The following is a 26,017-nucleotide window of genomic DNA, read 5'->3' on the forward strand; positions in this document are numbered from 1 at the left end:
AATAAAAAAATCAGTCTATTTACACCACCCTAATAAACCTTATTCACATAACAAAAACCACAGCCTGATAAACGTTATTCCACTTTTTTAATTTCCTCTTCCTCACACACCAATTGCCTATATTCAATTCCCCATTTTGCTAAATTGTCAATTAAAGGAGCTAGTGTTTTGCCGTATTCAGTAATGGTATATTCAACCGTAATTGGTTTCGTATTTTTAACCGTTCTGTTAACCAAACGATTCATTTCTAAATCTTGCAATTCTTTCGATAGCATTTTCGATCCAATTCCGTTAATTTCTCGCAATAAATCCATAAACCCTAGTTTATTGCCTTCTATCAGCGTTCCTAAAATATGGAACTTCCATTTTCCTGATAAGATACTCATTGCATCACTTATAGCTTGCATTCTAACTTGACAAACAGTTGTATTGTTTATTACTGATTTTTTCACTGATGTAAACTCTATAATTTATTCTTTAAACACTAAGGTAGTTTCCTAGAGGAAAGTACTTTCCTTTAGGAAACTCATGCCAAATATACTAGTTATCTATCATAGTTTTGCTTTATAAATCAATTGTAAAACAAATAAGAACATGGTTAAAAATATTAATGTACTAATAGTATTTATTGCCTTGTTGAATCTTGCAGCTTGCAAAGGACAGTCAAAAACAAACAACATGAATGAACAAACATCGAACTCAAATCCGCTTTTATGCGATCCGCAAACAGGAATGTGCGAAGTAGCAAATGATAGTACCGAAAACGCTACTATAAAAAAAGAGCAACCAAAAGAAAAGAAAATAAAGGTAGTTTACTTTACCGATCCTATTTGTTCTTCTTGTTGGGGGATTGAACCTCAACTACGAAAATTAAAGTTAGAATACGGAGATAATATTGAAATTGATTATAGAATGGGTGGTTTATTACCTGATTGGAGCTATAACAGCGGTGGAATAAGCAAACCTTCAGACGTTGCGCATCATTGGGACGAAGTTAGCGTTTATTACGATATGCCTATAGATGGTGATGTGTGGTTAGAAGACCCTTTAGATTCATCTTACCCTCCTTCAATAGCATTTAAAGCTGCTCAGTTGCAAGACCAAGATAAAGCGCTATTGTTTTTAAGAGAAATGCGAGAAATGGTATTCTTAAAAAAGAAAAATATTGCTAAATGGGAGCACATGGCAACCGCAGCAAAAAATGTAGGGCTTGATGTTGATTTATTAAAAACTGATTATGAAGGAAAAGCTAAACTATTATTTGAAGAAGATTTAAAATTAGCGAGAGCTTATAGAGTAAGAGGTTTTCCTACAATGTATTTTGAAGACAAATCAGGTAACCAAGAAATCGTATATGGTTCTAAAGCGTATGCTTTCTACGAAATGGCTATTTTAAAAATTCAACCTACAATTTCTAAAAGTGAATATGCTAAGGACTGGAAAACTTTATTCGCTAAATACAATTCACTTACTGTTAGAGAGTATTCAGAATTATCTGGAATTCCTAGAATACAAAGTGAACAATTATTAAATGACCTCGTGAAAAAGGAGTATTTAGAAAAAATTGCTACTAAAAATGGAGCTATGTGGACGATTAAAAAATCTAACATATAACTCTAAGCATAGGCAATAGCATTTACCCCTATCCCCCCATCAGATGACATTTATTCTAAAACAACGTCATTAATTCCGCTATTGCTTATGCTAAAAAACAAAAACGAAACTTTTTAGTTTTATTACACAAGGTTTTTTATAAGAAACCTTGTTCTTTCATCCAATTGTTAGAATAGATTTTATTCATATAACGAGAACCGTGATCTGGTAAAATCACCACTACTACACTATTTTCATCAAAAAATCCGTTATCTGCATATTGTTGCGTAGCTTGTAAAGCTGCGCCAGAAGTATATCCGGCAAAAATTCCTTCTGCTTTTACTAACTCTCTAGCTTTTAAAGCTGCTTCTTTATCCGATACTTTTTCATACACATCTACCACATCAAAATCGGTAGAAGTAGGAATTAAGTTTTTACCTAAACCTTCTATCTTGTACGGACTTATTTCATTTGCATCAAACTCACCAGTTTCGTGATATTTTTTAATTACAGACCCCATTGCATCTACTCCAAGAATCTGTATATCTGGATTTTGCTCTTTTAAATATCGTGCAGTTCCAGAAATTGTACCTCCTGTTCCGCTTGCTGCGACTACATGTGTTACTTTTCCATCGGTTTGTTCCCAAATTTCTGGTCCTGTACTCTTGTAATGTGCCTCAATATTCAACTCATTAAAATACTGGTTGATATAAATAGACCCTGGATTTTCTCTATGTAATCTTTTAGCTACTTCGTAATAAGAACGAGGATCGTCTGGAGTAACATTTGCAGGACAAACATGCACTTCTGCTCCCATTGACTTTAACATGTCAATTTTATCTTGAGAAGACTTATCGCTTACTGCTAAAATACAACGATAACCTTTTACGATACTTATCATTGCCAATGAAAAACCTGTGTTACCAGAGGTTGTTTCTACAATAATATCTCCTTCTTTTACTATTCCTTTTTGTTCTGCCGTTTCTATGATATGCAACGCAATTCTATCTTTAGCAGAGTGCCCCGGATTAAAAGCTTCAACTTTCGCATAATATGTACCCGGTAAATCTTGGGTAATACGATGCAGTTGAATCATGGGGGTTTGACCTACTAAATCTATTATTGAATTGGTTATACCTTGATGTCTTTTCATTATGTTTTATAAATAAGAAAAAGTGTCATTACGAAAATTAGACACGAAAAATCTGTTGAGATTGTTCGTTGCTTTCGCAATGACACTTACACTCAATCGAGCGCAAAAATATAATTATTTTTTTAACTTACCTTCTAACATTAAAAAGAACGTGTATTCTTCTGCAGTTTCTTTTAAAGCATCAAACCTTCCTGATGCTCCTCCATGACCTGCTTCCATGTTTGTATGTAAGAATAATAAATTATTATCTGTTTTTAACTCACGTAGTTTAGCCACCCATTTTGCTGGTTCCCAATATTGTACTTGACTATCATGTAGTCCTGTAGTTACCAACATATTTGGATATGCTTTAGCTTCAACTTGATCATAAGGAGAATACGACTTGATATAATCGTAATATTCTTTATTATTAGGATTACCCCACTCATCATACTCACCTGTTGTTAATGGAATACTATCGTCTAACATCGTAGAAATTACATCTACAAATGGTACCGCAGCAATTATTCCATTATATAACTCTGGATTCATATTAATTACAGCTCCCATTAATAAACCTCCAGCAGAACCTCCCATAGCATATAAATGCTCTGGAGATGTATAACCATTATCTATTAAATATTTAGAACAGTCAATAAAATCAGTAAATGTGTTTTTCTTATTCAACATTTTACCATCTTCGTACCACTCACGTCCTAAATACTGGCTTCCTCTAATATGCGCTAATGCATAAACAAATCCGCGATCTAATAAACTTAAACGTGTTGTTGAAAATCCGTCGTTAATTGTATATCCGTAAGAACCATACGCATATTGTAAAATTGGTGTGTTTTTATCAAGCTTAGTATCTTTATGATGCACAATTGACAACGCTACTTTTTTACCATCACGAGCAGGTACCCAAATACGTTTGCTTACATAATTGTTTTTATCAAACTTTCCTCCTAAAACTTCTTGTTCTTTTTTAATTTCTTTTGATTTGTCTTTCATGTTGAAATCAATCACAGAACTTGGAGTTGTCATTGAGTTATACGAATAACGAATTACCTCTGTATCAAACTCAGGATTTCCGTATACACCTGCTGAATATGTTTCTTCATCGAAAGGCAAGTAATAATCTTCTGCTCCATCCCAGCGCTTGATACGGATTTTATTTAATCCTTCATTTCTTTCTTCTAAAACTAAATAATCTTTAAAAATTGAGAAGTCTTCAAATAACGTATCTTCTCTATGAGGAATTACATCTACCCAGTTTTCTTTTCCAGGCTTATCTACAGGAGTTTTCATCAACTTAAAGTTAGTCGCTCCGTCTTTATTCGTTTTGATATAAAAATGATCTCCGTAGTGTGCTACATCGTACTCTAAATCACGCTCACGAGGTTGAATAATGCGTAACTCTCCATCAGGATTGTTAGCATCTAATACATGGTACTCTGTAGAAACTGTACTATACGAACCTATTATGATATAATCCTTAGATTTTGATTTGGTAACAAAAGCTCCGAACGTATCGTCTTTTTCTTCATACACTAATTCATCTAAAGACGCATCAGAACCCAACGTATGTTTGTATATTTTTGAAGAACGTAACGTTACAGGATCTTTTTTAGCATAAAACAATGTTTTATTATCATTTGCCCATACAGAACCTCCTGTAGTATTTTCAATAACATCCTTATAAATATCACCTGTTTCAAGATTTTTTATTCTGATAAAATACTGACGACGACTTACTGTATCAGTAGCAAATGCAACTAATTTATTATCTGTCGATACCGTTAATCCTCCTAACTGAAAATAATCATATCCTTTAGCTTCATCATTCACATTAAACATGATTTCTTCTTCAGCCTCTAAAGTTTCTTTTTTACGGCTATGAATTGGGTACTGTTGCCCTTTTTCATAACGCGTAATATAAAAGTACCCATCTTGTTTATACGGAACAGACTCATCATCTTCTTTTATACGTCCCTTCATTTCTTGAAATAACTCTTCTTGAAACTCTTTCGTTTCTTTCGTCATTTCATCATAATAGGTATTCTCTGCATTTAGGTAATCATATACTTTTTGGGTTTGCTCATCTTTAACCTCAGCATTTTTTTGCTCATCGGTTAAACGCATCCAAAAATAATCATCGGTACGTACATCTCCATGTTTCTCTAACTTTGTCGGCTGTTTTTCAGCAACTGGAGCTTTGATATCTTTCTTCATTTCTTGCTTTTTACAAGACGCAAAAATAAGACTAAATGCCAAAGCTGGTAGCATTAATTTTTTCATTTTTAAAGTTGGTTTATATTTCTTGTGAAAATACTATTTTTGTTGTTAAGTAAATCATAAAATAGAAGGATTATGTTCGGAGATATTTCTGGAATGATGGGTAAATTAAAAGAAGCCCAACAAAAAGTAGAAGAAACAAAAAAGCGTTTAGATACCGTTTTAATTGACGAAAGCGTTGCTGATGGAAATGTAAAAGTTACCGTAACTGCCAACAGAGAAATAAAGGCTATTACTGTTGACGAATCTTTATTAGAAGATAAAGAAGAGCTAGAAGATTACTTAATTTTAGCTTTAAACAAAGCTTTAAAACGTGCTGGTGAAATTAACGAACAAGAATTAGCTATTGCTGCAAAAAGTGGGATGCCTAACATCCCTGGAATGGATATGTTTAAATAATAAGCCATGTTTTTACAATTAGAAGATTATATGCTACCCTGCTTAAACAAACAATTCTTTGGAATGGATTGTTTAGGTTGCGGTATACAACGTGCGTTAAGCTTAGTTTTTCATGGGGAATTTATAGCGGCTTTTAAAATGTACCCTGCTATATATACCTTACTAACGTTAGCTTTTGTGGTTGCTATTAACTTCTTTTATAAAGTAAAATACGCCCAAAAAATAATCAGTATATTGGCTATCGTTAACATAGCCATTATTGTGATTAGCTATGTAATAAAAATGAATCAAATAATTTAAACTTTAGAAAAACTATGGAAAAACAAAAACTACCAAATTCAACTACTGCATTAGTTTTAGGTATATGCTCTATTGTAACTTGCTGTTGTTATGGAGTTATTGGGCTACCTTTAGGAATTATTGCTTTAGTTTTAGGTAACAAAGCTATTAAATTGAATAACGAAAACCCTGATATGTACGAAGGAGTAAAAAATGCTAATACAGGGAAAATACTTGGTATTGTTGGTATTATATTAAACGTTATTTTTATAGCTTACATTGTTTGGATTATTTCAATGATAGGAATGGATGCATTAGGAAATCCAGAATTATTACAAGAAAGATTACAAGAACTACAATAATTCTACATCAATAAAAAAATAAAAAAGCGACCAAATGGTCGCTTTTTTTATATCATTCCTTTTGCTTTAAACTCTAGGTATTTATTTATAACATTGACCGATAAGTGTTGCGGCTTGGTTAAAATAGCATGTACAGCATTTTTCTCTAGTTCTTTTATCATCAAACGTTTTTCGTAAGCATATTTCTCTGCAATTGTTTTGTGATAAACACTTTGCAAGTCTTCTGCATTTTCTTTAATTAACGTATCCAACTCTGTGTTTTCAAAGAAAACAGTTACCAATAAATGCTTTTTAGCAATAGCCTTTAAATAAGATAATTGACGTTTTAAAGCTGAAATATGTTCAAAATTAGTATATAAAATCAACAAACTACGTTGATTTATTTTTCGTTTAATATTTGCATATAACAATGCAAAATTCGCGTCCGAAAAATCTGTAGTTATATTATACAACTCTTCGTTGATGACCGATAAATTAGTTTTCTTATTACTTGCTGCTACTATCTTTTCAACCTTTTTGGAAAAGGTAAGCATTCCTGCTTTGTCATTTTTTAATAAAGCTATGTTTGAAAAAGCTAACGTTGAGTTTATCGCATAGTCTAATAATTTCAAACCTTCAAAAGGCATTTTCATCACGCGACCCAAATCAATCATCGAATAAATAGGTTGTGACTTTTCATCTTGATATTGATTCACCATTAACTCTGCTCTTTTGGCTGTAGCCTTCCAGTTTATGGTACGAATATCATCTCCTGGAATATAGTTTTTTATCTGCTCAAACTCCATTGTATGCCCTATTCGTCGAATTTTCTTCATACCAAATTCCGTTAGGTTATTGTGCATTGCTAAAAACTCGTACTTTTTCATTTGTATATACGATGGATATACTTTCACACTTTCTTCCGCAGAAAAAGAATAACGTTTTGAAAACATCTGTAAAATAGATGACACAAATACGTTTACTTTTCCAAAAGCATATTCACCTCTTTCAACAGGTCGAACGGTATAAGTATATGTTGATTTTTCTCCAGGTTTCAAAGACATTGCATGCTCAAAATCTCTTTTTTGAAATTGTGCTGGCAATTCATCAATCAACGAAATAAAAACTTGAAATGGATAATTGTTTTCAAGTGTAATCGCTATTTCATTATCATCAGAGTTCGACAGCTTTTCTGATGCAATTCTTTTTGCTGAAAATCCGTTTTTAAATCGATATAAAATGATTAGATCAATACACATCGCTATAACAAAAAACCATACTAGCATCCATGTTGCAGAATACAGCACAGGAATCCAAAACGACACTAAAAACAATGCTGAAATTACGCTTATATAGATAAAAAAGCGATTGTGTACGTATAACGATTTAAAGAATTGAATCACTATCTTGGAACTTCAACGGATTGCACAATCATTTCAATTACTTTGTCTGAAGTCATTCCTTCCATTTCACGTTCTGGAGTTAACATGATTCTGTGACGCAATACCGGATAAATACTCTTTTTTACATCTTCTGGAATTACAAAATCGCGTCCGTTAATTGCTGCAAAAGCTTTAGAAGCCATCAATACTGCAATACTTGCTCTTGGCGAACCTCCTAAAAATAAATGCGCATTGTTACGTGTATTAGAAATTAACTGGGCAATGTATTTGATAATCTTTTCCTCTACTAATACATCAAAAACCTTACTTCTATATTCTAGTAATTCTGACTCTGTTAATACAGCTTCTACTTGAGTTTGTGGTAACGCCCCTTTACGATCGTTATGAGCAGTGATAATTTGTATTTCTTCATCTAAATTAGGATACCCTACATTTATTTTAAACAAGAAACGGTCTAATTGGGCTTCTGGTAAAGCATAAGTTCCCTCCTGCTCTATTGGGTTTTGAGTTGCCAATACCATAAATGGTGGATTCATTATGTATTGCTCACCATCCATAGTAATTTGCTTTTCTTCCATCACCTCAAACAACGCTGCTTGTGTTTTTGCAGGCGCTCTGTTAATTTCATCAATCAACACTATGTTTGAGAAAATCGGTCCTTTTTTAAATTCAAAATCAGACGTTTTCATATTTAGTACCGAAGTTCCTAACACATCTGAAGGCATTAAATCTGGTGTAAATTGAATTCGGCTAAAATCCGTTGCAATGGTTTTAGCTAATAGTTTTGCGGTTACTGTTTTAGCAACTCCAGGAACTCCTTCAATTAGCACATGACCATCAGCCAATAAAGAAACTAATAACAGCTCCATAAACTCCTCTTGCCCAACAATTACTTTTCCTAACTGTTCTTTAATCTTAATAACAGCTTCTTTTAATTTTGACAAGTCAACTCTGCTTGTAAACAACTCGTTTGTTGTTTCTACTGAATTATTTTCTGTATCCATATTAACTATTTTTATATGCTTTAAAATCTTCAATAGCTTTATTTAAGGCTATCAAATCCTCTTCGGTTATATTTGATTTTGATTGTATTTGTTTTATTTTCTGAAATAAATCTTTGATTTTTTCTTCAGAATTTCCACTTCTACTAGCTACATTTTTATAAAAATTCTCATCTATTTTTAGAGTTGATAATCGGTATTTAACTCTTATGTACTCTAAAAAATAGTTAATTTTATGCTCTGCTATATTTTTATGATCTGACTTTTCATAATACATATTTGCTATGGTACGTGTAAAAGCCAACGTTTGATTTTTTAACGGTGTAATTACAGGAATTAATCGCTGATTTCGTTTTCCTTTAAAAATAATGAAAAATAATACACCTATTAAAGCGATGTAATATGCCCATTTTAACGGTGGGGTTGATAAAATATAGTGCATGGGTGAAGCAATGCCACTCTTTCCCGTTTTATAATAGGCATCCCATAAAATAGTACTTCTACTATTAGACCCTCCCGTAGCCCCCGTTTCATTTTTTTGAGGAGTACTTATATACGATAATACATTTGCTACATACTCGTAATTGTTGTTTAACAACATATTGTAATTGGTAAAAGCCTGCGGAAAAGTATGCAAATAGAAATTTCCTTTTCCGTGTTTTACTTTAATGTAATTTGGCTTTTTGCTGATAATAGAATCTTTTTCATTTCTTACTACTAACTCACCTAAAACAGTTGTGTTTAAGGTATCTACTTCAGAAAAATAGAATTTAGAAAAATCTCTATCAAAATGATATTCTATTTCACCAAAAATTGGATTACTCATTTTTTGATACGCTTTTTCTTCAAAAGCCGATGTTGTTAAAATACTTGTTTCTGTTTTTAATGTATCAATATGTACTCCGTTAGTAGCTATAAAAACATTATTTCCTCTTTTTACAAACTTGAGCAGTTCAGAAAACTCATCTTCACCAAAATTCAGTGCATTATCAACAAAAAAATAAGTTCCGTTATTGGTTGAATCTTTTAAAAAAGTATACGGATTTTGATGTATATCTTTTACTTTTTTCTTCGGAAATAAACTTGGCATTTCTTTATGCAATACATACGTACCATACGGAATCTTATGCTTAGCTGCATAACTTGGATACCAATTGATTTCTTTCGGTTTTACTGACTCGATATAAATAATACCAAGCAATACAAACACCAATAAACCAATGTATATTTTAAGTTTCTTATCCAAATTAGTAAATTTTAGCTAGTGTATTTTTAAACTCACTTTCTGCTTGCATGAATTTTTCTTTATCGATTGAAAACTCTCCATACCATACATAATCATACAAATAGGTTAGCTTTTTGAAATCGCTATGTAATTGTTGTTTAGATACCAATTCCTTTATGTAATCTTCATTTGTTTTTTCTTGTTGCCAAGAAATAAATTCTTTATCTGATAAATTTTTCAGTAATAATAAATAGTAATAACGCACAGCTAATTGATAGTTTCCTTCTGTAATAGCTTGTTCTATTAGCTTAGGCAAATCTTTGTCTTTTATCAATTCTTCTTCTTCCGAAAGATGCACGATAGGTTTTACTCTTTTACCATCAATAATATTACTAGCGTTTACTTTTAGGAAGAATTTTATAATAAAGAAAAGTACGAGCCCTGCAATTACATATGGTAAAATCTTTAAAACAACACGTAAAAATCCTACTGCTGGTGTAATATCATCAAAAACGTATGAAAGTATTTTAATAACTGTTCGTTTTAACCAATCCCATATTTTCTCTAAAATAGTAGGTTCTCTCTTTTCTACGATGTATATAAACTCTTCTTTTTGTTTATACTCTTCAATTTTTTGAGCATCAAACTTTTTTTGTTCAATAATAGTATCATCATACCTAACTTCTCTTTTTTCTTCTTGAGAGAAAAGAGTTATTGAGCAAATAAAAAACGCTATGTAAAAAAGAAACTGTTTCAAAAGATTACTGTCCTAAACTATCAATTCTTTCAATAGTTCCTGTTAAATTTTTCTTCTCATTAACATCAAAATATAAAAACACATTGGTGATTAACGTTATTGAATAAAACATTAGCTGACCTGCTATTGAAACAACATTTAAAATCAAATAAATAGGATCACTAAAAAACCCAAAAACTTCTGCTGGATCATCACTCCCCATACTTAATCCCATTTTTGCAAATTGATAAATCATTGCTGGGATTTGGAATACATATCCTAGAACACTTACCAAAATAGACACCACGAAAACTACTCCAAAAACTTCCCAGAAATACCCACTTATAAAGTTAAAACATTTACCCACTGCTCCTGAAGCTGTTTCATTTTGAAACACTAAGATTGAAGCCCCTAAAGATAATGCTGGCCAAGTATAAAATACTGGTAATACACATAACATAGCACTTGCAAACAATATCAATCCTGCTAAAATACCAAAACCTGTAAACGACCAAAACTTTGCTTTTGTGTTAGCCACAACTTCTTCTTGAATCACCACACCTTTATTATCTATATAAGATTTAATGTAGTACATACCTGCTAGGTTTATAAAAACAATGGCTACTAAATAAGCTATCATCATAATAAACACAGATCCTATCATACCAATAACAGCACTTGCATCTTCAGTAATTATTGATGACATAGATATCATATAGTAAATCATAGAAGCTACAGCTACAACTATTGGTATTGCAGCTACTTTTAAAATAGATAAAAAGAATTGTTTTCCTTCTAACCTAATAAACTTAAAAGCATCTGAAATAATACTTCCTAAATCTCTCTCTCTTTTAAACTCGATATATTCTTTATTCATGTGTTAGTTGATTTTTATAAACTTTAACTGGATAAATGACGTAATAAAATATAATTAATACTAATGAAGTACCTATAATTAAAATAGCTAACCAATCGGGCATTTCGGTATGACGGGTTACAAAACCTTCTAAAAAACCTGCAACAATAAAAAACGGAATGGTACTTACCATAATTTTCAATCCGTCTTTCATACCTCTTTTAAACGATTCTAATCGTGAATAGGTTTTAGGAAATAATATACTATTCCCCAATACCAAACCTGCACAACCTGCAATTACAATTACTGATATTTCTATGGTTCCGTGAATCCAAATAGTTCTTGAAGATTCCCAAAACAAACCTTTTTCGTAAAAGAAATACAAAAATGAGCCTAACATAATTCCGTTTTGCATCATTATGTATAGGGTTCCTACGGAAAACAGTATTCCTAATACAAAAGCATACATAGCAACTCGTATGTTGTTCATAGTAATTCCAACAAACATGTTAATTTCATTTGCATCTTTGTATACAGCCATAGGATCTCCCTTCTCTATGTTTTCTAGGGTCATATTCACATAAGTATCACCTAAAATAAGACGTACAAAATCAGTATCAGTCGCTGCTGAAAAAACACCGCATATTGTAAAAAAAGCAAAAACGATAAAAGCAACAAACAGTTCTTTTTGATAACTGTAAAAAAGTAAAGGAAACTCTGTTTTAAAAAAACTGGTAAATCTATTCTTACTTTCTTTTTTGGTTTTATAAATTTTTTGATGCGCAGCAGAAGCTATAGAGTTAAGGTACACAACCGTATTCCCATTAGGGTAAAAGGTTTTAGCATAACTCAAATCATCAGTTAACTCTACATATAAATCTGATAATTTATCTGGAGAGATAATTGTTTTTTGATACAAAGCATCTTCAAAAAGCTGCCACTTTTCTTTATTTTTATTTACAAAAGCAGCTTCTCTCATTTACTCAAAAAATTAAAGTGTATTTGTTGAGAAGTTTCCTTAATCATAGAATATTTTTATCTTCGCTAAACTAAAAAAAGTTGTAGAAATATCAATAAAAAAATTGAAAAACTAATACATGGATAAATTTCAAATAGAAACAGCTCAGAACATCGCTATTAGCCAAAATGTCGCACATGTTACTACTCGCATAGGATCATACTTAATTGATGCTTTATTTATCTTCGGATATTATATCATTATTGCCATTATAATAGGAATGTTAGATATTCCTTTTAGTATGGAATACCTGAGCTTGTACATGCTGCTTGGATTGCCAATATTTTTTTACAGCTTGATTTTTGAAGTTTTAATGAACGGACAAACTCCTGGAAAATACTTTAACCAAACTAGAGTGGTAAAGTTAGACGGATCTAAACCTACTTTTGGAAGCTATTTAATTCGTTGGTTATTACGAGTTGTAGATTTTACCTTAGCTAGTGGTTCTGTTGCTGTTCTTACGATTTTATTAAACGGAAAAGGGCAACGCTTAGGAGATATTGCTGCGGGAACTACTGTAATATCTGAAAAGAAAAGAATTACTTTAAAAGATACCATTGCTAATGATGTAGTAGACAATTACACTCCTACCTATTCGCAAGTAACTTTGTTGACTGATAGCGATATTCACACTATCTCAAATGTATATAGGGACGCCTTGAGAAAAAGAAATCACAAAGTAATTTTAAAACTACATACAAAAGTTATTGAGTTAACAGGAATTACCACCGAGCAAAAACCTGCTCAATTTATAGATACTGTGATTAAAGATTATCATTATTATGCAAGGCAGTAATTTTTTCACATTTTATTTTACTGATAATTAAATCACTATCTATTCAGTCTTTTTCATCGTTAATAAAAAGGTTTTAAAAACCCTTTTTACAGACGCTGAATATAGTATTTTCGCACCCTTTCTTACAGGAAAAAAATCACATTTCAAGGGCACGAGAACAACTATGAACAACGAAAAAAACTGGTTACAATATTATAAAAACAGCTTATCTGATAGTGAAAACTTAGCTATCGACATTAGTAAAATAAAAAACCTTTTTCATCAAAAATCATCCGATTTAAGCAATGCGCTCATCAATTCTAAACAAGCAAATCAATTATTAGATGTTGAAGAACGTAGAATTAATCGATTAAAAGGAATTACTAAAAAAGACAATCCTAAGTGGCATAAAGTAGAAGAAACTAAAATATTAATTGCACCCTTTCATTTAGTATATCAAACCGACAACACTAAATTCAAACAACGCACTATTCATCCATTTTGGATTAGTGCTATTGTAAATCGTTCAGGACAATTATCAGCTCCAAAAGATGGATTTCCTTTAATTGTTCGTAACTATCTAACTCCTATGGCAGATATTAAGAACGATTTTATCTTCTCTTCTATCGATACCGTTTTAGATGCTAAAGAATTAGCTTCTCCTGATTTTGAAAATAGCGAAGACCTTGTACCTTGGGATGAATACTGGAACTATATTAATGAAGTATTTTCTGCGATAACTTTTAGTAACCTATACCGTTATCAAGTAGAACGCTATACCACGCAATATGAGCTTACTTACTTTGCTTTAAGTTCTAAAATTTCTACAGCAAAAAGTATTTTATTTCTGTACGAAAACCTACTTAAAAATACGGATGAGTTACCCGTACTTTCTAAAATCATCAACCCATATACTAGAAAACGACAAGAAGCCATTACCGATAACGGATTTTTAGTGTATAACCATTTGCATTTAGGGCAAATGTCAAATAAATTTCCACTTTCTGTTAGTCAACGTAAAACATTACTATCCTATTTAGTAGCCGAAGAAAATGCAGTTACCGCTGTAAACGGACCTCCAGGAACTGGGAAAACTACCCTATTACAAAGTTTAGTTGCTACCGAATTTGTAAAAGCTGCTATTAACGGAGAAGAAGCACCGATTATCTTAGCTTGTTCAAACAACAACCAAGCAGTAACCAATATTATTGATAGTTTTATCAATTCTGAAAGCACTATGGAAGAATTAGCCAACCGTTGGGTTCCTGATTTTAACGGATATGCTACCTATCTTCCTTCCAGTTCAAAAAGTGAGAAAAAACTGGCCAATATCAATTATTTAAAAGGAAACCTATTTGGTCATGAAGGAACCTTATGTAATCTAGAAAACGAAAAATACATTTCAGAAGCTGAGTACTATTTCTTAACCAATTACTGTAATTACTTTAATACCCAAACAAATTCACTTGACGATGTTTGCAATCATCTACAAGAAGAAATTATTGGGATTCAAAATATTTTAGCAGATGGTGTTGACTACTCTAGAAACTATATTAATGCGGTAAACTATATTAACAGCATACTCGTACACGAAGAAGATTTCATCGAAAAAAGTACGTTTAAAATCTCCAAACTACAAGAATGGAGAACTGTTTTAAACGATTTAAAAACAGCTACAAAAGACACTGATTTTATTGATAAAGTAAAACACTATTTTATTGATGAAGCTAATTTTGAAACAAAAAATGCTGAACATATTTTTAAGACTACAGCAGAAACATTAGTAGATGCTAAAAAAGCAGCTGCATACATAAAAGAATGTACAAATAATGTAAACCTGTTATTACAATCGCATTTAAGCCTAAAAAATTGGAAGTATGAAAATAACATTAAAGGATTTCCTTTTGTTTCAGAAGAACAAATGTGGGCATACGAATATGAAAAAATAAACTCTAACGATGCAACACAACGTTTCTTTTATGATGAGTTAGATATTGATTTACGTCATAAAGCATTTTTATTAGCAACCCATTACTGGGAAGCTCGTTGGTTACTAGAAACCAGAGAAATGTTGGAGGAAAATACCGAAAAAGGTACAGGTGAATATGCTATCAAAGCAAAATGGAAACGAAGAGCTATGCTTACTCCGTGCTTTGTCGCTACCTTTTATACAGCTCCAAGTCACTTTTTATACAGTCAATTTCAAGGAGAAAACGAAAACGGAAAACCTATTTTTGAATACTTACCGCTATACAACTTTTTAGATTTGTTAATTATTGATGAAGCAGGTCAGGTTACTCCAGAAGTAAGTATCCCTGTATTTTCATTAACTCAAAAAGCCTTTGTAATAGGTGATTTAAAACAAATAGAACCTATTTGGTCTATTCCTAAAAAAATCGACCAAGGAAACTTAACAAGTCTTGATATTATTGAAAATCAGAATGACGCACATTTAGATGAGTTAGGTTTTTTAGCTTCTAGCGGAAGCATTATGAAAATGGCTCAAAATGCCTGCGAATTTGAAACTCCCCTACCCGCAAAAAAAGAACAAGGATTGGTTTTGTTAGAGCACAGACGATGTAATGATGAAATTATTAGTTTTTGTAACGAATTGGCGTACGATGGAATTTTAAAACCTATGAAAGGGAGGGCGAAAGAAAACCAAGCATTTCCATCAATGATGGCATATCATATAGAAGGAGTTAGTGAACGCAAATACAACAGTCGTCAAAACATTAGTGAAGTAAAAGCCATAATTTCTTGGTTACAGCAAAACAAAGAAACCATTCAAGAAGCCTACAATGTAGAAGCCATTGAACCTGTTTTAGGAATCATTACCCCTTTCGCAAGTCAAAAAGGAGAATTATCTAAAGCTTTAACCGATGCAGGTTATAAAGTAAGCGATATAAAACTAGGTACAGTACATGCGTTACAGGGTGCAGAACGAAATATTATTTTGTTCAGTTCTGTATATTCTAATGATGATGAAGGAACCTTGTTTTTTGAAAAAGACAACAAGCCTAATATGTTAAATGTAGCGGTTTCTAGAGCTAAAGAAAGTTTTATTCTTTTTGGTGATACCCGAATTTTTGATGAAACCAAAAATACGCCTTCTGGAATCTTAAAAAGACACCTAAATATTTATGAAATGGTAAACTAATTATGTTTTTGTACACCAAAAAAATTACCAATTTAAAAAGTGTACAGGAAAGCACCTAACTTGCTATTAAACATTTTTAATAACATTTAGAAAAATGTTAGTTTCATGTTTTAGTAATTAAAACTAAAAAATAACAACAAAAAAAGGAACGCTTAAATCGTTCCTTTTTTTTTATATACAATGCTGTAAACTTATTTTTTAAACTCAGTAATAGTCTTCTTAATAATATTAATACAGTCTCTTAATTGTTCTTCGTTCATTACTAATGGTGGTGCAAAACGGATAATGTTTCCGTGTGTTGGTTTTGCTAACAATCCGTTGTCACGTAATTTTAAACAGATATTCCAAGCTGTTTCACTTTCTTCGGTATCGTTAATTACAACAGCATTTAACAATCCTTTACCACGTACTAACGTTACTAATTCGTTTTCTTTAGCAAACTCAGCTAACTCTTCTCTAAATATTTTACCTAAACGCTCAGCATTTTCAGCTAACTTTTCATCTTTAACCACCTCTAAAGCTGCAATAGCTACCGCTGCAGCAACAGGGTTTCCTCCGAAAGTAGAACCGTGGTTACCAGGTTTAATAACATTCATAATGTCATCGTTTGCTAATACTGCAGATACTGGATATGCTCCTCCACTTAAAGCTTTACCTAAAATTAAAATATCTGGTTGAACATCTTCGTGGTTTACTGCTAATAACTGACCTGTACGTGCAATACCTGTCTGTACTTCATCTGCAATAAATAATACATTATGCTTTTCACATAAGGCTTTAGCCGCTGCTAAATACCCTTCAGAAGGCACATATACTCCAGCTTCTCCTTGAATTGGTTCAGCCATGAAACCAGCTATGTTATCATTATTCTCTAAAGCTTCTTCTAAAGCTTGTAAGTTATCGTATTCTACTTTGATAAATCCTTCTGTAAAAGGCCCAAAATTCTTACGAGCTACTGGATCGTTTGAAAATGAAATAATGGTAGTTGTTCTTCCGTGGAAGTTATTTTTACACACAACTATTTGCGCTTCATTTTCTTCAATTCCTTTTACTTCGTATGCCCATTTTCTACAGATTTTCAAAGCAGTTTCAACAGCTTCAGCACCCGTATTCATTGGTAATAATTTATCAAAACCAAAGTATTCAGTTGCAAACTTTTCATACTTTCCTAACATATCGTTATAAAAAGCACGGGAAGTTAATGTTAATGTTTGTGCTTGGTTTACCATTGCCCCAACAATTTTCGGGTGACAATGTCCTTGGTTTACTGCAGAGTAAGCTGATAAAAAATCATAATATTTTTTTCCTTCAACATCCCATACATATACTCCTTCTCCTTTACTCAATACTACTGGTAATGGATGGTAGTTATGTGCTCCGTATTTGTTTTCTAAGTCAATCGCTTGTTGCGAAGTTAATTGGTCTAAAACAGCCATTTTTCTTAATTTTTTAAAATTTATAAAATAACTATTCCTTATCTACCTTTATCCTTTCGAAAAAGAAGTTTCGAAAATTCAGCGTGGGAAAGAAATCATCCCTAGCTACAAAATTATTAAATTTAAGTGACTTTCATAGACTTTGAAGGGTCTAAAAATACAAACAACATAACTTTTTTTATGGTTTACAATAAAACCATAGTTAATCAGTTTTTTTTATCTTTAAAGGAATTAACTAAATATCATTTTATGAAAAAAATCTTATTTTTATTACTGCTTTCAATAGCTGTAATTGGGTGTAAATCTACATCTGTAACTAACACTAAACTTGACAATAAAACTGAACGAATGCTAAAAGGTAACTGGACTATTACTGCTGTAAACTTTCCAGGTTCAAACTACCTAAAAGTAAACTCATTTAATTTAGAAGACTCTAACTGCTTTATTGGTAGTAACTGGAGTTTTGTTTCAAACAACAACAAAGGAGAAATGAGCTTAAATAATCCAAGTACAGATTGTAAAGACTTTAGCTCTCCTATTACATGGTATGTTAATAAAGATGGAAACTTTGTATTAAAGATTATTAATAATCACAAAGCTAAAGACGTTAATGCCGGATATATTTTAAGGTTACGTAACGTTACCGAAACTAGTTTTGATTTAATAGATCAAGTTAACGTTGCAGGACAAGTAAAAGACATTACATATTCATTTCAAAGACAATAATTAATAAGAATATTATGAAAAAATCAATCATTTATAGTTTATCAATTTTATTTTTAGCTGGCACAATTTTTACCTCTTGTAAGTCTATACAAAACGCTAACAACACTCAAAAGGGTGCTGCTATTGGTACAGCTGCTGGTGCTGTAATAGGTGCTGTAATAGGTAACAATGTAGGAAGCAAAAACAACTCTGAACTAGGTGCCATTTTAGGTGGTGTTGTAGGTGGTGTTGCTGGTGGTGTAATTGGTAACCAAATGGATAAGCAAGCTCGTGAAATTGAAGAAGCTTTACCAGGTGCAGAAGTAGAAAGAGTTGGTGAAGGTATTAAACTTACTTTAGGAGAAAATGCTGTTCGTTTTGCTACTAATAAAGCTACCTTAACAGCTACAGCGCAGGCCAATTTAGATAAATTAGTACCTGTATTTAAAGATTATGAAAACACAAATATTGTAATTTACGGTTATACAGATAGTACTGGTGCTGTTGATTATAACCAAAAACTTTCAGAAAAAAGAGCTAATTCAGTAAGAAACTACTTAGCTGGTAAAGGATTAAACAACAGTCGTTTTGAAACTAAAGGACTAGGTGTTAAAGATCCTATTGCTACTAACGATACTGCTGAAGGAAGAAGTAAAAACAGACGTGTTGAGTTTGCTATTGTTGCAAACGAACAAATGATAAAAGAAGCTAAAAAAGAAGCAGGTCAATAAAAAAGCCTTCACAACAAAGATTAAAGACTACTCTAAATGAGTAGTCTTTTTTTTATCTTCAAACCATATCTTTTCCTAATTTTGCACACCATAAATCATAGTATAGAATGCCAAGAAGAGAGCGAAATAAGTTTGTAAAAAGAGGACAAGTCATTGAAATTTTAATTGAAGACTATGCCTTCGGTGGAAAAGGAATTGGAAGAATACGTTCAGAAGAAGGTGTTTTTGTAGTTTTTGTTCCTAACACTTTACCAGGACAATTAGTAAAAGCACGTGTAGATAAATCAAAAAAGAAGTATGCAGAGTGTAAGTTAATTGATGTTTTAAAACATTCTGATGATGAAGTATCTGTTCCATATCAAGATATTCCTGGAGCACCTTATATTCAATTACCTATAGATTTACAACACAAATACAAGCAAGAAAGTACTTTATCTTTATTTAAACGCATTGGTAAAGTTGAAAATATTGAAGATCTATTTGATGAGTTTATTGCTTCTCCAAATGTATTTCACTACCGCAATAAAATGGAATATGGCTTTTCTGCCATTGGTTACGACCGTGAAAATAAAACCGATATAGATGAGTTTACATTAGGTTTTAAACGTCGTGGTGTTTGGTGGATGGGTGATAATCTTGAAAAAGATTCTGGTTTATTTGACAAACATGTTGAAGATAACATCAAACACATTAGAGAGTATTGTGAGAAAACTGGTTTAGCGCCTTGGCACGGACCTAAAAAAGAAGGTTTCTTTAGGTATTTTGTGGTAAGAAAATCATATAAAACCAGCGAACTTTTATTCAATTTAGTAACCACTTCTCACGATTTATCAAAATTTGATTTAGATAAATTCGCCAACTATCTAGTAGAGTTATTTGGTGATAGAGTGGCTGGTTTATTACACACTATTAACGACGAAACTGGTGATAGAACTATTGCTACTTCAGGAAGCGTTAAATTGGTATACGGAAAAGATAAAATTGTAGAAGAGTTATTAGGGTTGAATTTTGAAATTAGCATGAAAAGCTTCTTCCAAACCAATCCAAAATCTGCCGAAAAACTATATACCAAAGTAGTTGATTATGCGTTAGAAAACAAAGATGCAATTGACAATACCGTAGTGATGGATTTATTCTGTGGTACTGGAACCATTGGGCAAATTATTGCTTCAAAGTCGAATAACACTAAAATTGTTGGTGTAGATATTGTAGCCTCTGCTATTGAAGATGCTAAGAAGAATGCAGAACGAAACAATATTGAAGGTTTACAATTTTATGCAGCTGATGTAGGAAAGTTCTTAAATGAACACCCACAATATAAAAACAAAATAAGAACCATTATTTTAGACCCAGCTCGTGCAGGAATTGCGCCAAAAACGCTTAAGAAAATCATAAACTTAAACGCTGATAGAATGGTTTATGTATCTTGTAACCCAGCAACACAAGCTCGTGACACGGAGGAATTGATAAACAACGGATACCAATTAAAAAAGATTAGTTTAGTAGATCAATTTCCACATACATCACACATAGAAACGGTGGTTTTATTTGAAAAATAAATATTAATGAAAAAATACATTGCTTTATTCATACTTCTAGTAGGTTTAACAGCCTGTGAAAAAGATGATTTCTGTACACAAAACCCAGTAACACCCAATTTAGTGCTTCGTTTTTACGATATGGATAATACGAATGATTTAAAAAGTGTAGAACGCTTATCTGTAATTACAGAAGGTAAAACTGATAGTCTCTTTACCAATAGAACAACAGATAGTATTGCTATTCCTTTAAACAGTTTATCTCAGAAAACAGTATATACATTAAAAATGAATAATGTAGATGGTAATATAGCTAACAATCAATCCGCTACGCTTATTATTGAGTATAACCCTGAAGAAGATTTTGTTTCTCGCTCATGTGGTTTCAGAATTATTTATGAAAATGTAACTTTAAGTAATACAGGTTGGATAAACAGTTTATCAACTACAGAAATTCCTTTAATCGATAATCAAGCTAGCGCCCATGTACAAGTATTTCATTAGTTTATGTTTCGCTTTTGTGTTTATAAACGGTTATTCTCAACAAAACACAACTAAAGAAAAACCCGAAGAAAAAAAAGATACCATTACATACAAAACAGGATATGGCTTACGTATTGGAATAGATATTAGTAAACCTGCTCTTTCTATTGTTGATAAAAGCTATAGTGGTTTAGAGCTTGTGGGTGATTATAGAATTTCTAAAAAATGGTATGTTGCTGCAGAAATAGGACATGAAGATGAAACTACTTATGAAGACTTTTCTTCTTCTAGTTCAAAAGGAAGTTATATTAGACTTGGAGCAAATTACAATGCTTACGAGAATTGGTTAGACATGAATAACGAAATTTATGTTGGTATGCGTTATGGCTTTGCCATATTTGATCATACCTTAAATAGCTACCAACCTAATGTTTCTTCGGGTACCGAAAATCTACCTCCTTATTTTCCCTCAAACCCAGTTACAACACCTATGTCTGATGACGGACTTACCGCTCATTGGACTGAATTACAACTAGGTATAAAGGCAGAAACTTTTAAAAACCTGTTTATAGGTTTTAGCTTTTCATATAAAATTATGTTAAGTGTCGACGATCAAAAAGACTTTAAAACCTTGTATACCCCTGGTTTTAACCGTGTTTTTGAAAGTAACACAGGCTTCGGGTTTAACTATACAATATCGTACTTAATCCCTTTTGTTAATAAATAAATTATCAGCATACACTTGATTTCACTAACTTTACAGCTTGAATAATAAAACTTATTAACAATGAATAAAATTCCAAGCGTAAACTTAGCAGACTTTTTATCTGATGATGCTGAAAGAAAACAAAAATTCATCAACGAGATTGGTGACGCTTATGAGAATATAGGATTTGTAGCATTAAAAGGACACTTTTTAGACGATGAATTAGTAGATAACTTATATGCTGAAATCAAGAAGTTTTTTGATTTACCTACTGAAGTAAAAGAAAAGTACGAAATTCCAGGTATTGGAGGTCAAAGAGGATATGTTTCTTTTGGTAAAGAAAGTGCAAAAGGAAAGAAAGAAGGAGATTTAAAAGAGTTTTGGCACTTTGGTCAGTATGTTGACGCAGATTCAAAGTACGCTAAAGAATACCCAGAAAATGTAGAGGTTGAGGAATTACCTGAATTCAACAAAGTAGGTAAAGAAGCTTACCAAATGTTAGAAAAAACAGCTAAGTATGTTTTACGTTCGTTAGCATTACATTTAGGTTTAGAAGAAACGTATTTTGACAACTATATTAAAAACGGGAACAGTATTTTACGTCCAATTCACTACCCTCCAATTACTACAGAACCTAAAGGAGCTGTAAGAGCTGCTGCTCATGGTGATATTAACTTGATCACTTTATTAATGGGAGCTCAAGGAAAAGGATTACAAGTTCAAAACCACAAAGGAGAATGGATTGACGCAATTGCTGAACCAGATGAGTTAATGATTAATGTAGGTGATATGTTATCGCGTCATAGTAATAACAAATTAAAATCTACCATTCACCAAGTAACAAACCCTCCTAAAGAATTATGGGGAACTTCTCGTTACTCTATTCCTTTTTTTATGCACCCTGTTTCTGATATGAAATTAGATGTTTTAGAAAACTGTATTGACGAGAACAACCCAAAGCAGTTTGAAGATATTACTGCTGGTGAATTTTTAGATGAGCGTTTACGTGAATTAGGATTGAAAAAATAAATCTAATGGATTTACAAGATCAATTAAAAAATCTTTTCCCTGATCATCAATTTGAAGAAAAATCTATTGAAGAAAAGCCTGATATCTGGCTTCAAGATGATCCTATTTTATGCAAATACGAAAAGCGAAAAGGTAAGCCAGTTACTATTATAGACGGATACAATGGAGCTACTGAAGATTTCAAGAAATTAGCAAAAGAAATCAAAACTAAACTAAGTGTTGGTGGTAGTTTTAAAGATGACAAAATCATCATTCAAGGCGATTATAGAGACACTATAATGCAGCTTTTAAAAGACAAAGGATTCAACGTAAAACGCGTTGGTGGATAAACAAAAAAATGTCAGGAATTTGATTCCTCGACATTTTTTTTATATTTACAACTTTTTGTAAAGTGTTAAATATCAATCAATAAATAATAACGTATAAAATAAACCGTTTATTTTATATCAATAAAGAAATCAACTAATTCCCTTAAAAAATTATGAAACATTCTTTATTACACATAACTAATGGAGACTACACGACTCAAAGACTTCAAAAATTAAATATTGAAGGAGACATTATTACTTGGCGTGAAATGTTATGTGAAGGAAAAACTTCTGTCGATGTTGGAAGCGAAAACTTTTGGAAAATCCGTTTCGACTTTTTAAAAGACTCCTATAAAATCACTAAAAAGAAATTCATCGATTACACTTTAAAAGAATACAGAAACCTTTGTAACCAAAAACAACAAGATGAAATTGTTTTATGGTTTGAGTACGATTTGTTTTGCCAAATAAACATGGTTGCTGTAATTAGTTGGTTAAAACGATACCGTTCTGGTCACAAAGTTTCTTTAGTTACAAGTGGTAAAATTCCTGGAGAAGAAAAATTATTTGGTTTAGGAGAATTATCTGAAACACAATTACAACAACATTTTGAAAATAGGATAGAGTTAACTAACGATGATATTGAATATGCTGATTATATATGGCAATTATATTGTTCTGACAGCCCATTACCTCTTGAAAATGCTCATAAATTCAATCCAAAATCACCTTTTATTTACTTAGAAAGTGCTATTAAAGCGCACTTACTTCGTTTTCCTTCAATTGAAAACGGATTAAATCACTTAGAAAACAACATATTAAAAACTGCTAACGAACATAATTTTGCTAACCAAAACGAATTAGTTAACTACATGTTAACTCATCAAGAAAATTACGGATTTGGTGATAATCAATATTTTCATAAGCTAGATGAACTTAAAAAACTATTTACTTCTTTTGATCCTGTTAAATTAAGTAAGACAGGAAAAAAGGTGTTGCAAAACCAAACCAATTATTATGCTAAAATTCGTTCTGATTTTTCGTATCTTGGTGGCGCAAAAAAATACAGCTATCTCTATGTAAACTCTACCGATAAGCTGTTAAAAATAACATCATAAATGAGTATACAACATTCTGAGCTCATCTTAAATCCAGATGGTAGTATCTATCATTTGAATTTAAGACCTGAACATATTGCTACCGATATCATTTTCGTTGGTGATCAATATCGTGTGGATAAGGTTACGAAACATTTTGACACGATAGAATTCAGCACCCAAAAAAGAGAATTTAAAACTACCACTGGTACCTATAAAGGAAAACGAATTACTGTTATTTCTACAGGTATAGGTCCTGATAATATTGATATTGTTTTAAACGAGTTAGACGCACTTGTAAATATTGATTTAAATACACGTAAAGTAAAAGAAAACCATACCCAATTAAACATAACAAGAATTGGAACCTCTGGCTCTTTACACAATGATATTCCTGTTGATAGTTTTTTATTAAGTTCTCATGGTTTAGATTTAAACGGATTACTTCAATCATATCAAGTAGATGAAATTTCACACCCTGATCTTGAAGAAGCTTTTATAAAACATACTAACTGGAGTACAAAAAAATCATATCCCTTAATTGTTTCTAATGGAAAAGCTTTAGAAGATAAGTTAATATCTGACAAAGTATACAAAGGTATAACTGCTACTGCTGGTGGATTTTATGGTCCTCAAGGACGTGTTTTACGTTTACCTTTACAAGACCCTGATTTAAATAAAAAGATTGATAGTTTTAACTACAACAACAATCGAATTACCAACCTTGAAATGGAAACATCTGCCATTTATGGGTTGGCTAAACTACTAGGTCATAATGCTGCATCAATGAATGCTATTATTGCTAACAGAGCCAACGGAACGTTTAGTGAAGATCCATACAAAGTAGTAAATGATTTGATTGTATACACTCTTGAGAAATTAGTTAAATAAATGCTGAAATTAAAAATAGGTGGTGTTCCAGAACATTTTAATTATCCATGGTACATCACTTTAAAAAATAAAGAATACACCAAAGAAGGAATAAACTTACGCTGGAAAGATTATCCTGGAGGTACAGGAGCTATGGCGAAAGCTTTACGCTCTGGTGAAGTTGATATTGCCTTAGTACTTACTGAAGGAATTATAAAGGATATTATTAACGGAAATCCGTCAAAAATTACACAAACCTTTGTAAAAAGCCCGCTTGTTTGGGGAATCCATGTAGCTGCCAATTCTAAATTTAAAACTATTGACGATTTAGAACACGCAACTGTAGCTATTAGTCGCTTTGGTTCAGGTTCTCAACTTATGGCAATTGTAAATGCTCATAACAATGGTTGGGACATTAATAAATTACAATTTAAAGTAGTTGGAGATTTGCAAGGAGGAATTGATGCTTTAACAAATGGAGAAGCAGACTATTTTATGTGGGAACACTTTACCACCAAACCATTGGTAGACAATGGTACTTTTAGAAGAGTTGGTAATTGCCCTACTCCATGGCCTTGTTTTGTTATTGCTGTTCGTGATGAAGTATTAGAAAATCATTTTGAAGAAGTAAAAAAAGTACACGATATAATTAATAATTGTACTAAAGACTTTAAGGATTTTGATAATATTGATGAAGTTCTTTCTAACAGGTATGAACAACAAATAGAAGATATTCAAGAATGGTTATCTATTACTGAATGGAATGACGGTGAAGCTATTTCTGAAAATTTAATTTCGGACATACAAAATAAAATGGTAGAGTTTAACGTTATTGAAAAGAAGGAAAATTCTGGTGACTTAATCAGAAATATGTATATTTGATTTTATAAAACGGAATAAT

At 31.9% G+C, this 26,017-nt stretch carries 26 protein-coding genes; 16 read left to right on the forward strand and 10 right to left on the reverse strand.

The annotated features are described in order from the left end of the window. Positions 1 to 74 precede the first annotated feature (74 nt). Positions 75 to 452, reverse strand: coding sequence for a winged helix-turn-helix transcriptional regulator (locus C8N26_RS08865; RefSeq protein WP_245962546.1), 378 nt, complete (start codon positions 450 to 452; stop codon positions 75 to 77). A gap of 226 nt (positions 453 to 678) precedes the next feature. Between C8N26_RS08865 and C8N26_RS08870 the strand changes: the two genes are divergently transcribed. Beyond that, positions 679 to 1,614: a DsbA family protein gene (locus tag C8N26_RS08870; RefSeq protein WP_120187201.1), complete on the forward strand. Its 936-nt coding sequence runs from the start codon at positions 679 to 681 to the stop codon at positions 1,612 to 1,614. Positions 1,615 to 1,750: 136 nt separating this feature from the next. On the opposite strand, the gene C8N26_RS08875 is transcribed toward C8N26_RS08870, so the two are convergent. Both C8N26_RS08875 and C8N26_RS08880 read right to left on the reverse strand, forming a co-directional pair. Then, positions 1,751 to 2,746: a PLP-dependent cysteine synthase family protein gene (locus C8N26_RS08875; protein ID WP_120186984.1), complete on the reverse strand. Its 996-nt coding sequence runs from the start codon at positions 2,744 to 2,746 to the stop codon at positions 1,751 to 1,753. A 114-nt stretch (positions 2,747 to 2,860) separates the two neighbouring features. Then, a complete protein-coding gene (locus tag C8N26_RS08880; protein ID WP_120187202.1) occupies positions 2,861 to 4,957 on the reverse strand; it encodes a S9 family peptidase in 2,097 nt (698 codons plus the stop codon). Positions 4,958 to 5,095: 138 nt separating this feature from the next. Between C8N26_RS08880 and C8N26_RS08885 the strand changes: the two genes are divergently transcribed. The 3 genes from C8N26_RS08885 to C8N26_RS08895 are packed head-to-tail and all read left to right on the forward strand — an operon-like array spanning position 5,096 to position 6,060. Next, a complete protein-coding gene (locus C8N26_RS08885; RefSeq protein WP_120186985.1) occupies positions 5,096 to 5,419 on the forward strand; it encodes a YbaB/EbfC family nucleoid-associated protein in 324 nt (107 codons plus the stop codon). A gap of 6 nt (positions 5,420 to 5,425) precedes the next feature. Beyond that, a complete protein-coding gene (locus tag C8N26_RS08890; RefSeq protein WP_245962547.1) occupies positions 5,426 to 5,719 on the forward strand; it encodes a DUF2752 domain-containing protein in 294 nt (97 codons plus the stop codon). Between the two features lie 14 nt (positions 5,720 to 5,733). Beyond that, complete coding sequence (locus C8N26_RS08895; RefSeq protein WP_028892547.1) at positions 5,734 to 6,060, forward strand: CCC motif membrane protein; 327 nt, start codon at positions 5,734 to 5,736, stop codon at positions 6,058 to 6,060. Between the two features lie 47 nt (positions 6,061 to 6,107). On the opposite strand, the gene C8N26_RS08900 is transcribed toward C8N26_RS08895, so the two are convergent. From C8N26_RS08900 to C8N26_RS08925, 6 genes are read right to left on the reverse strand one after another with little or no spacing between them, the layout of a single operon-like run. Continuing rightward, positions 6,108 to 7,439, reverse strand: coding sequence for a DUF58 domain-containing protein (locus C8N26_RS08900; protein WP_120187204.1), 1,332 nt, complete (start codon positions 7,437 to 7,439; stop codon positions 6,108 to 6,110). Positions 7,440 to 7,441: 2 nt separating this feature from the next. Continuing rightward, complete coding sequence (locus C8N26_RS08905) at positions 7,442 to 8,446, reverse strand: AAA family ATPase (RefSeq protein ID WP_120187205.1); 1,005 nt, start codon at positions 8,444 to 8,446, stop codon at positions 7,442 to 7,444. 1 nt (position 8,447) lies between these two features. Next, entirely contained in the window at positions 8,448 to 9,689 is a 1,242-nt protein-coding gene (locus C8N26_RS08910; RefSeq protein WP_120186986.1) for a DUF4350 domain-containing protein, read from the reverse strand. A gap of 1 nt (position 9,690) precedes the next feature. After that, on the reverse strand, positions 9,691 to 10,425 hold the full coding sequence (locus C8N26_RS08915; protein WP_120186987.1) for a DUF4129 domain-containing protein: 735 nt from the start codon (positions 10,423 to 10,425) through the stop codon (positions 9,691 to 9,693). A gap of 4 nt (positions 10,426 to 10,429) precedes the next feature. Then, positions 10,430 to 11,281: a hypothetical protein gene (locus tag C8N26_RS08920; protein ID WP_120186988.1), complete on the reverse strand. Its 852-nt coding sequence runs from the start codon at positions 11,279 to 11,281 to the stop codon at positions 10,430 to 10,432. After that, positions 11,274 to 12,239: a stage II sporulation protein M gene (locus C8N26_RS08925; RefSeq protein ID WP_028892553.1), complete on the reverse strand. Its 966-nt coding sequence runs from the start codon at positions 12,237 to 12,239 to the stop codon at positions 11,274 to 11,276. The genes C8N26_RS08920 and C8N26_RS08925 overlap by 8 nt, the downstream gene beginning before the upstream one ends. 118 nt (positions 12,240 to 12,357) lie before the next feature. Here C8N26_RS08925 and C8N26_RS08930 point away from each other — a divergent pair, with 118 nt between their 5' ends. Together C8N26_RS08930 and C8N26_RS08935 are read left to right on the forward strand one after the other, a co-directional pair. Continuing rightward, positions 12,358 to 13,074: an RDD family protein gene (locus C8N26_RS08930; RefSeq protein WP_120186989.1), complete on the forward strand. Its 717-nt coding sequence runs from the start codon at positions 12,358 to 12,360 to the stop codon at positions 13,072 to 13,074. A gap of 163 nt (positions 13,075 to 13,237) precedes the next feature. Further along, entirely contained in the window at positions 13,238 to 16,213 is a 2,976-nt protein-coding gene (locus C8N26_RS08935) for a DEAD/DEAH box helicase (protein WP_120186990.1), read from the forward strand. A 191-nt stretch (positions 16,214 to 16,404) separates the two neighbouring features. Here C8N26_RS08935 and rocD read toward each other — a convergent pair whose 3' ends face one another. Beyond that, positions 16,405 to 17,649 carry an ornithine--oxo-acid transaminase gene (rocD, locus tag C8N26_RS08940; RefSeq protein ID WP_120186991.1) on the reverse strand — a complete coding sequence of 415 codons (1,245 nt, stop codon included), beginning with the start codon at positions 17,647 to 17,649 and terminating at the stop codon, positions 16,405 to 16,407. Positions 17,650 to 17,898: 249 nt separating this feature from the next. On the opposite strand from rocD, the gene C8N26_RS08945 reads away from it, so the two are divergent. The 10 genes from C8N26_RS08945 to C8N26_RS08990 all read left to right on the forward strand — a co-directional run bounded on the left by C8N26_RS08945 (position 17,899) and on the right by C8N26_RS08990 (position 25,998). Beyond that, positions 17,899 to 18,375 carry a lipocalin family protein gene (locus C8N26_RS08945; RefSeq protein WP_099216129.1) on the forward strand — a complete coding sequence of 159 codons (477 nt, stop codon included), beginning with the start codon at positions 17,899 to 17,901 and terminating at the stop codon, positions 18,373 to 18,375. A gap of 14 nt (positions 18,376 to 18,389) precedes the next feature. Next, positions 18,390 to 19,085 (forward strand): OmpA family protein, encoded by a 696-nt coding sequence (locus tag C8N26_RS08950; protein ID WP_099216081.1) that lies wholly within the window; start codon positions 18,390 to 18,392, stop codon positions 19,083 to 19,085. 107 nt (positions 19,086 to 19,192) lie between these two features. Beyond that, a complete protein-coding gene (gene rlmD, locus C8N26_RS08955; RefSeq protein ID WP_120186992.1) occupies positions 19,193 to 20,644 on the forward strand; it encodes a 23S rRNA (uracil(1939)-C(5))-methyltransferase RlmD in 1,452 nt (483 codons plus the stop codon). A gap of 6 nt (positions 20,645 to 20,650) precedes the next feature. Then, positions 20,651 to 21,127 (forward strand): DUF6452 family protein, encoded by a 477-nt coding sequence (locus tag C8N26_RS08960; RefSeq protein ID WP_120186993.1) that lies wholly within the window; start codon positions 20,651 to 20,653, stop codon positions 21,125 to 21,127. Continuing rightward, positions 21,108 to 21,833: a DUF6048 family protein gene (locus C8N26_RS08965; protein WP_120186994.1), complete on the forward strand. Its 726-nt coding sequence runs from the start codon at positions 21,108 to 21,110 to the stop codon at positions 21,831 to 21,833. The genes C8N26_RS08960 and C8N26_RS08965 overlap by 20 nt, the downstream gene beginning before the upstream one ends. A gap of 60 nt (positions 21,834 to 21,893) precedes the next feature. After that, positions 21,894 to 22,841, forward strand: coding sequence for an isopenicillin N synthase family dioxygenase (locus tag C8N26_RS08970; protein WP_028892562.1), 948 nt, complete (start codon positions 21,894 to 21,896; stop codon positions 22,839 to 22,841). A gap of 5 nt (positions 22,842 to 22,846) precedes the next feature. Beyond that, positions 22,847 to 23,170 carry a translation initiation factor gene (locus tag C8N26_RS08975; RefSeq protein WP_028892563.1) on the forward strand — a complete coding sequence of 108 codons (324 nt, stop codon included), beginning with the start codon at positions 22,847 to 22,849 and terminating at the stop codon, positions 23,168 to 23,170. A 152-nt stretch (positions 23,171 to 23,322) separates the two neighbouring features. Continuing rightward, positions 23,323 to 24,267: a hypothetical protein gene (locus C8N26_RS08980; RefSeq protein ID WP_028892564.1), complete on the forward strand. Its 945-nt coding sequence runs from the start codon at positions 23,323 to 23,325 to the stop codon at positions 24,265 to 24,267. After that, positions 24,268 to 25,137, forward strand: a complete 870-nt coding sequence (locus C8N26_RS08985; RefSeq protein WP_120186995.1) for a nucleoside phosphorylase — start codon at positions 24,268 to 24,270, stop codon at positions 25,135 to 25,137. Next, complete coding sequence (locus tag C8N26_RS08990; RefSeq protein ID WP_099216088.1) at positions 25,138 to 25,998, forward strand: substrate-binding domain-containing protein; 861 nt, start codon at positions 25,138 to 25,140, stop codon at positions 25,996 to 25,998. It abuts the gene before it with no gap. Positions 25,999 to 26,017: the final 19 nt, after the last annotated feature.

Origin of the sequence: Tenacibaculum lutimaris, assembly GCF_003610735.1 — a bacterium.
In the GTDB taxonomy this organism is placed as follows: domain Bacteria; phylum Bacteroidota; class Bacteroidia; order Flavobacteriales; family Flavobacteriaceae; genus Polaribacter; species Polaribacter lutimaris.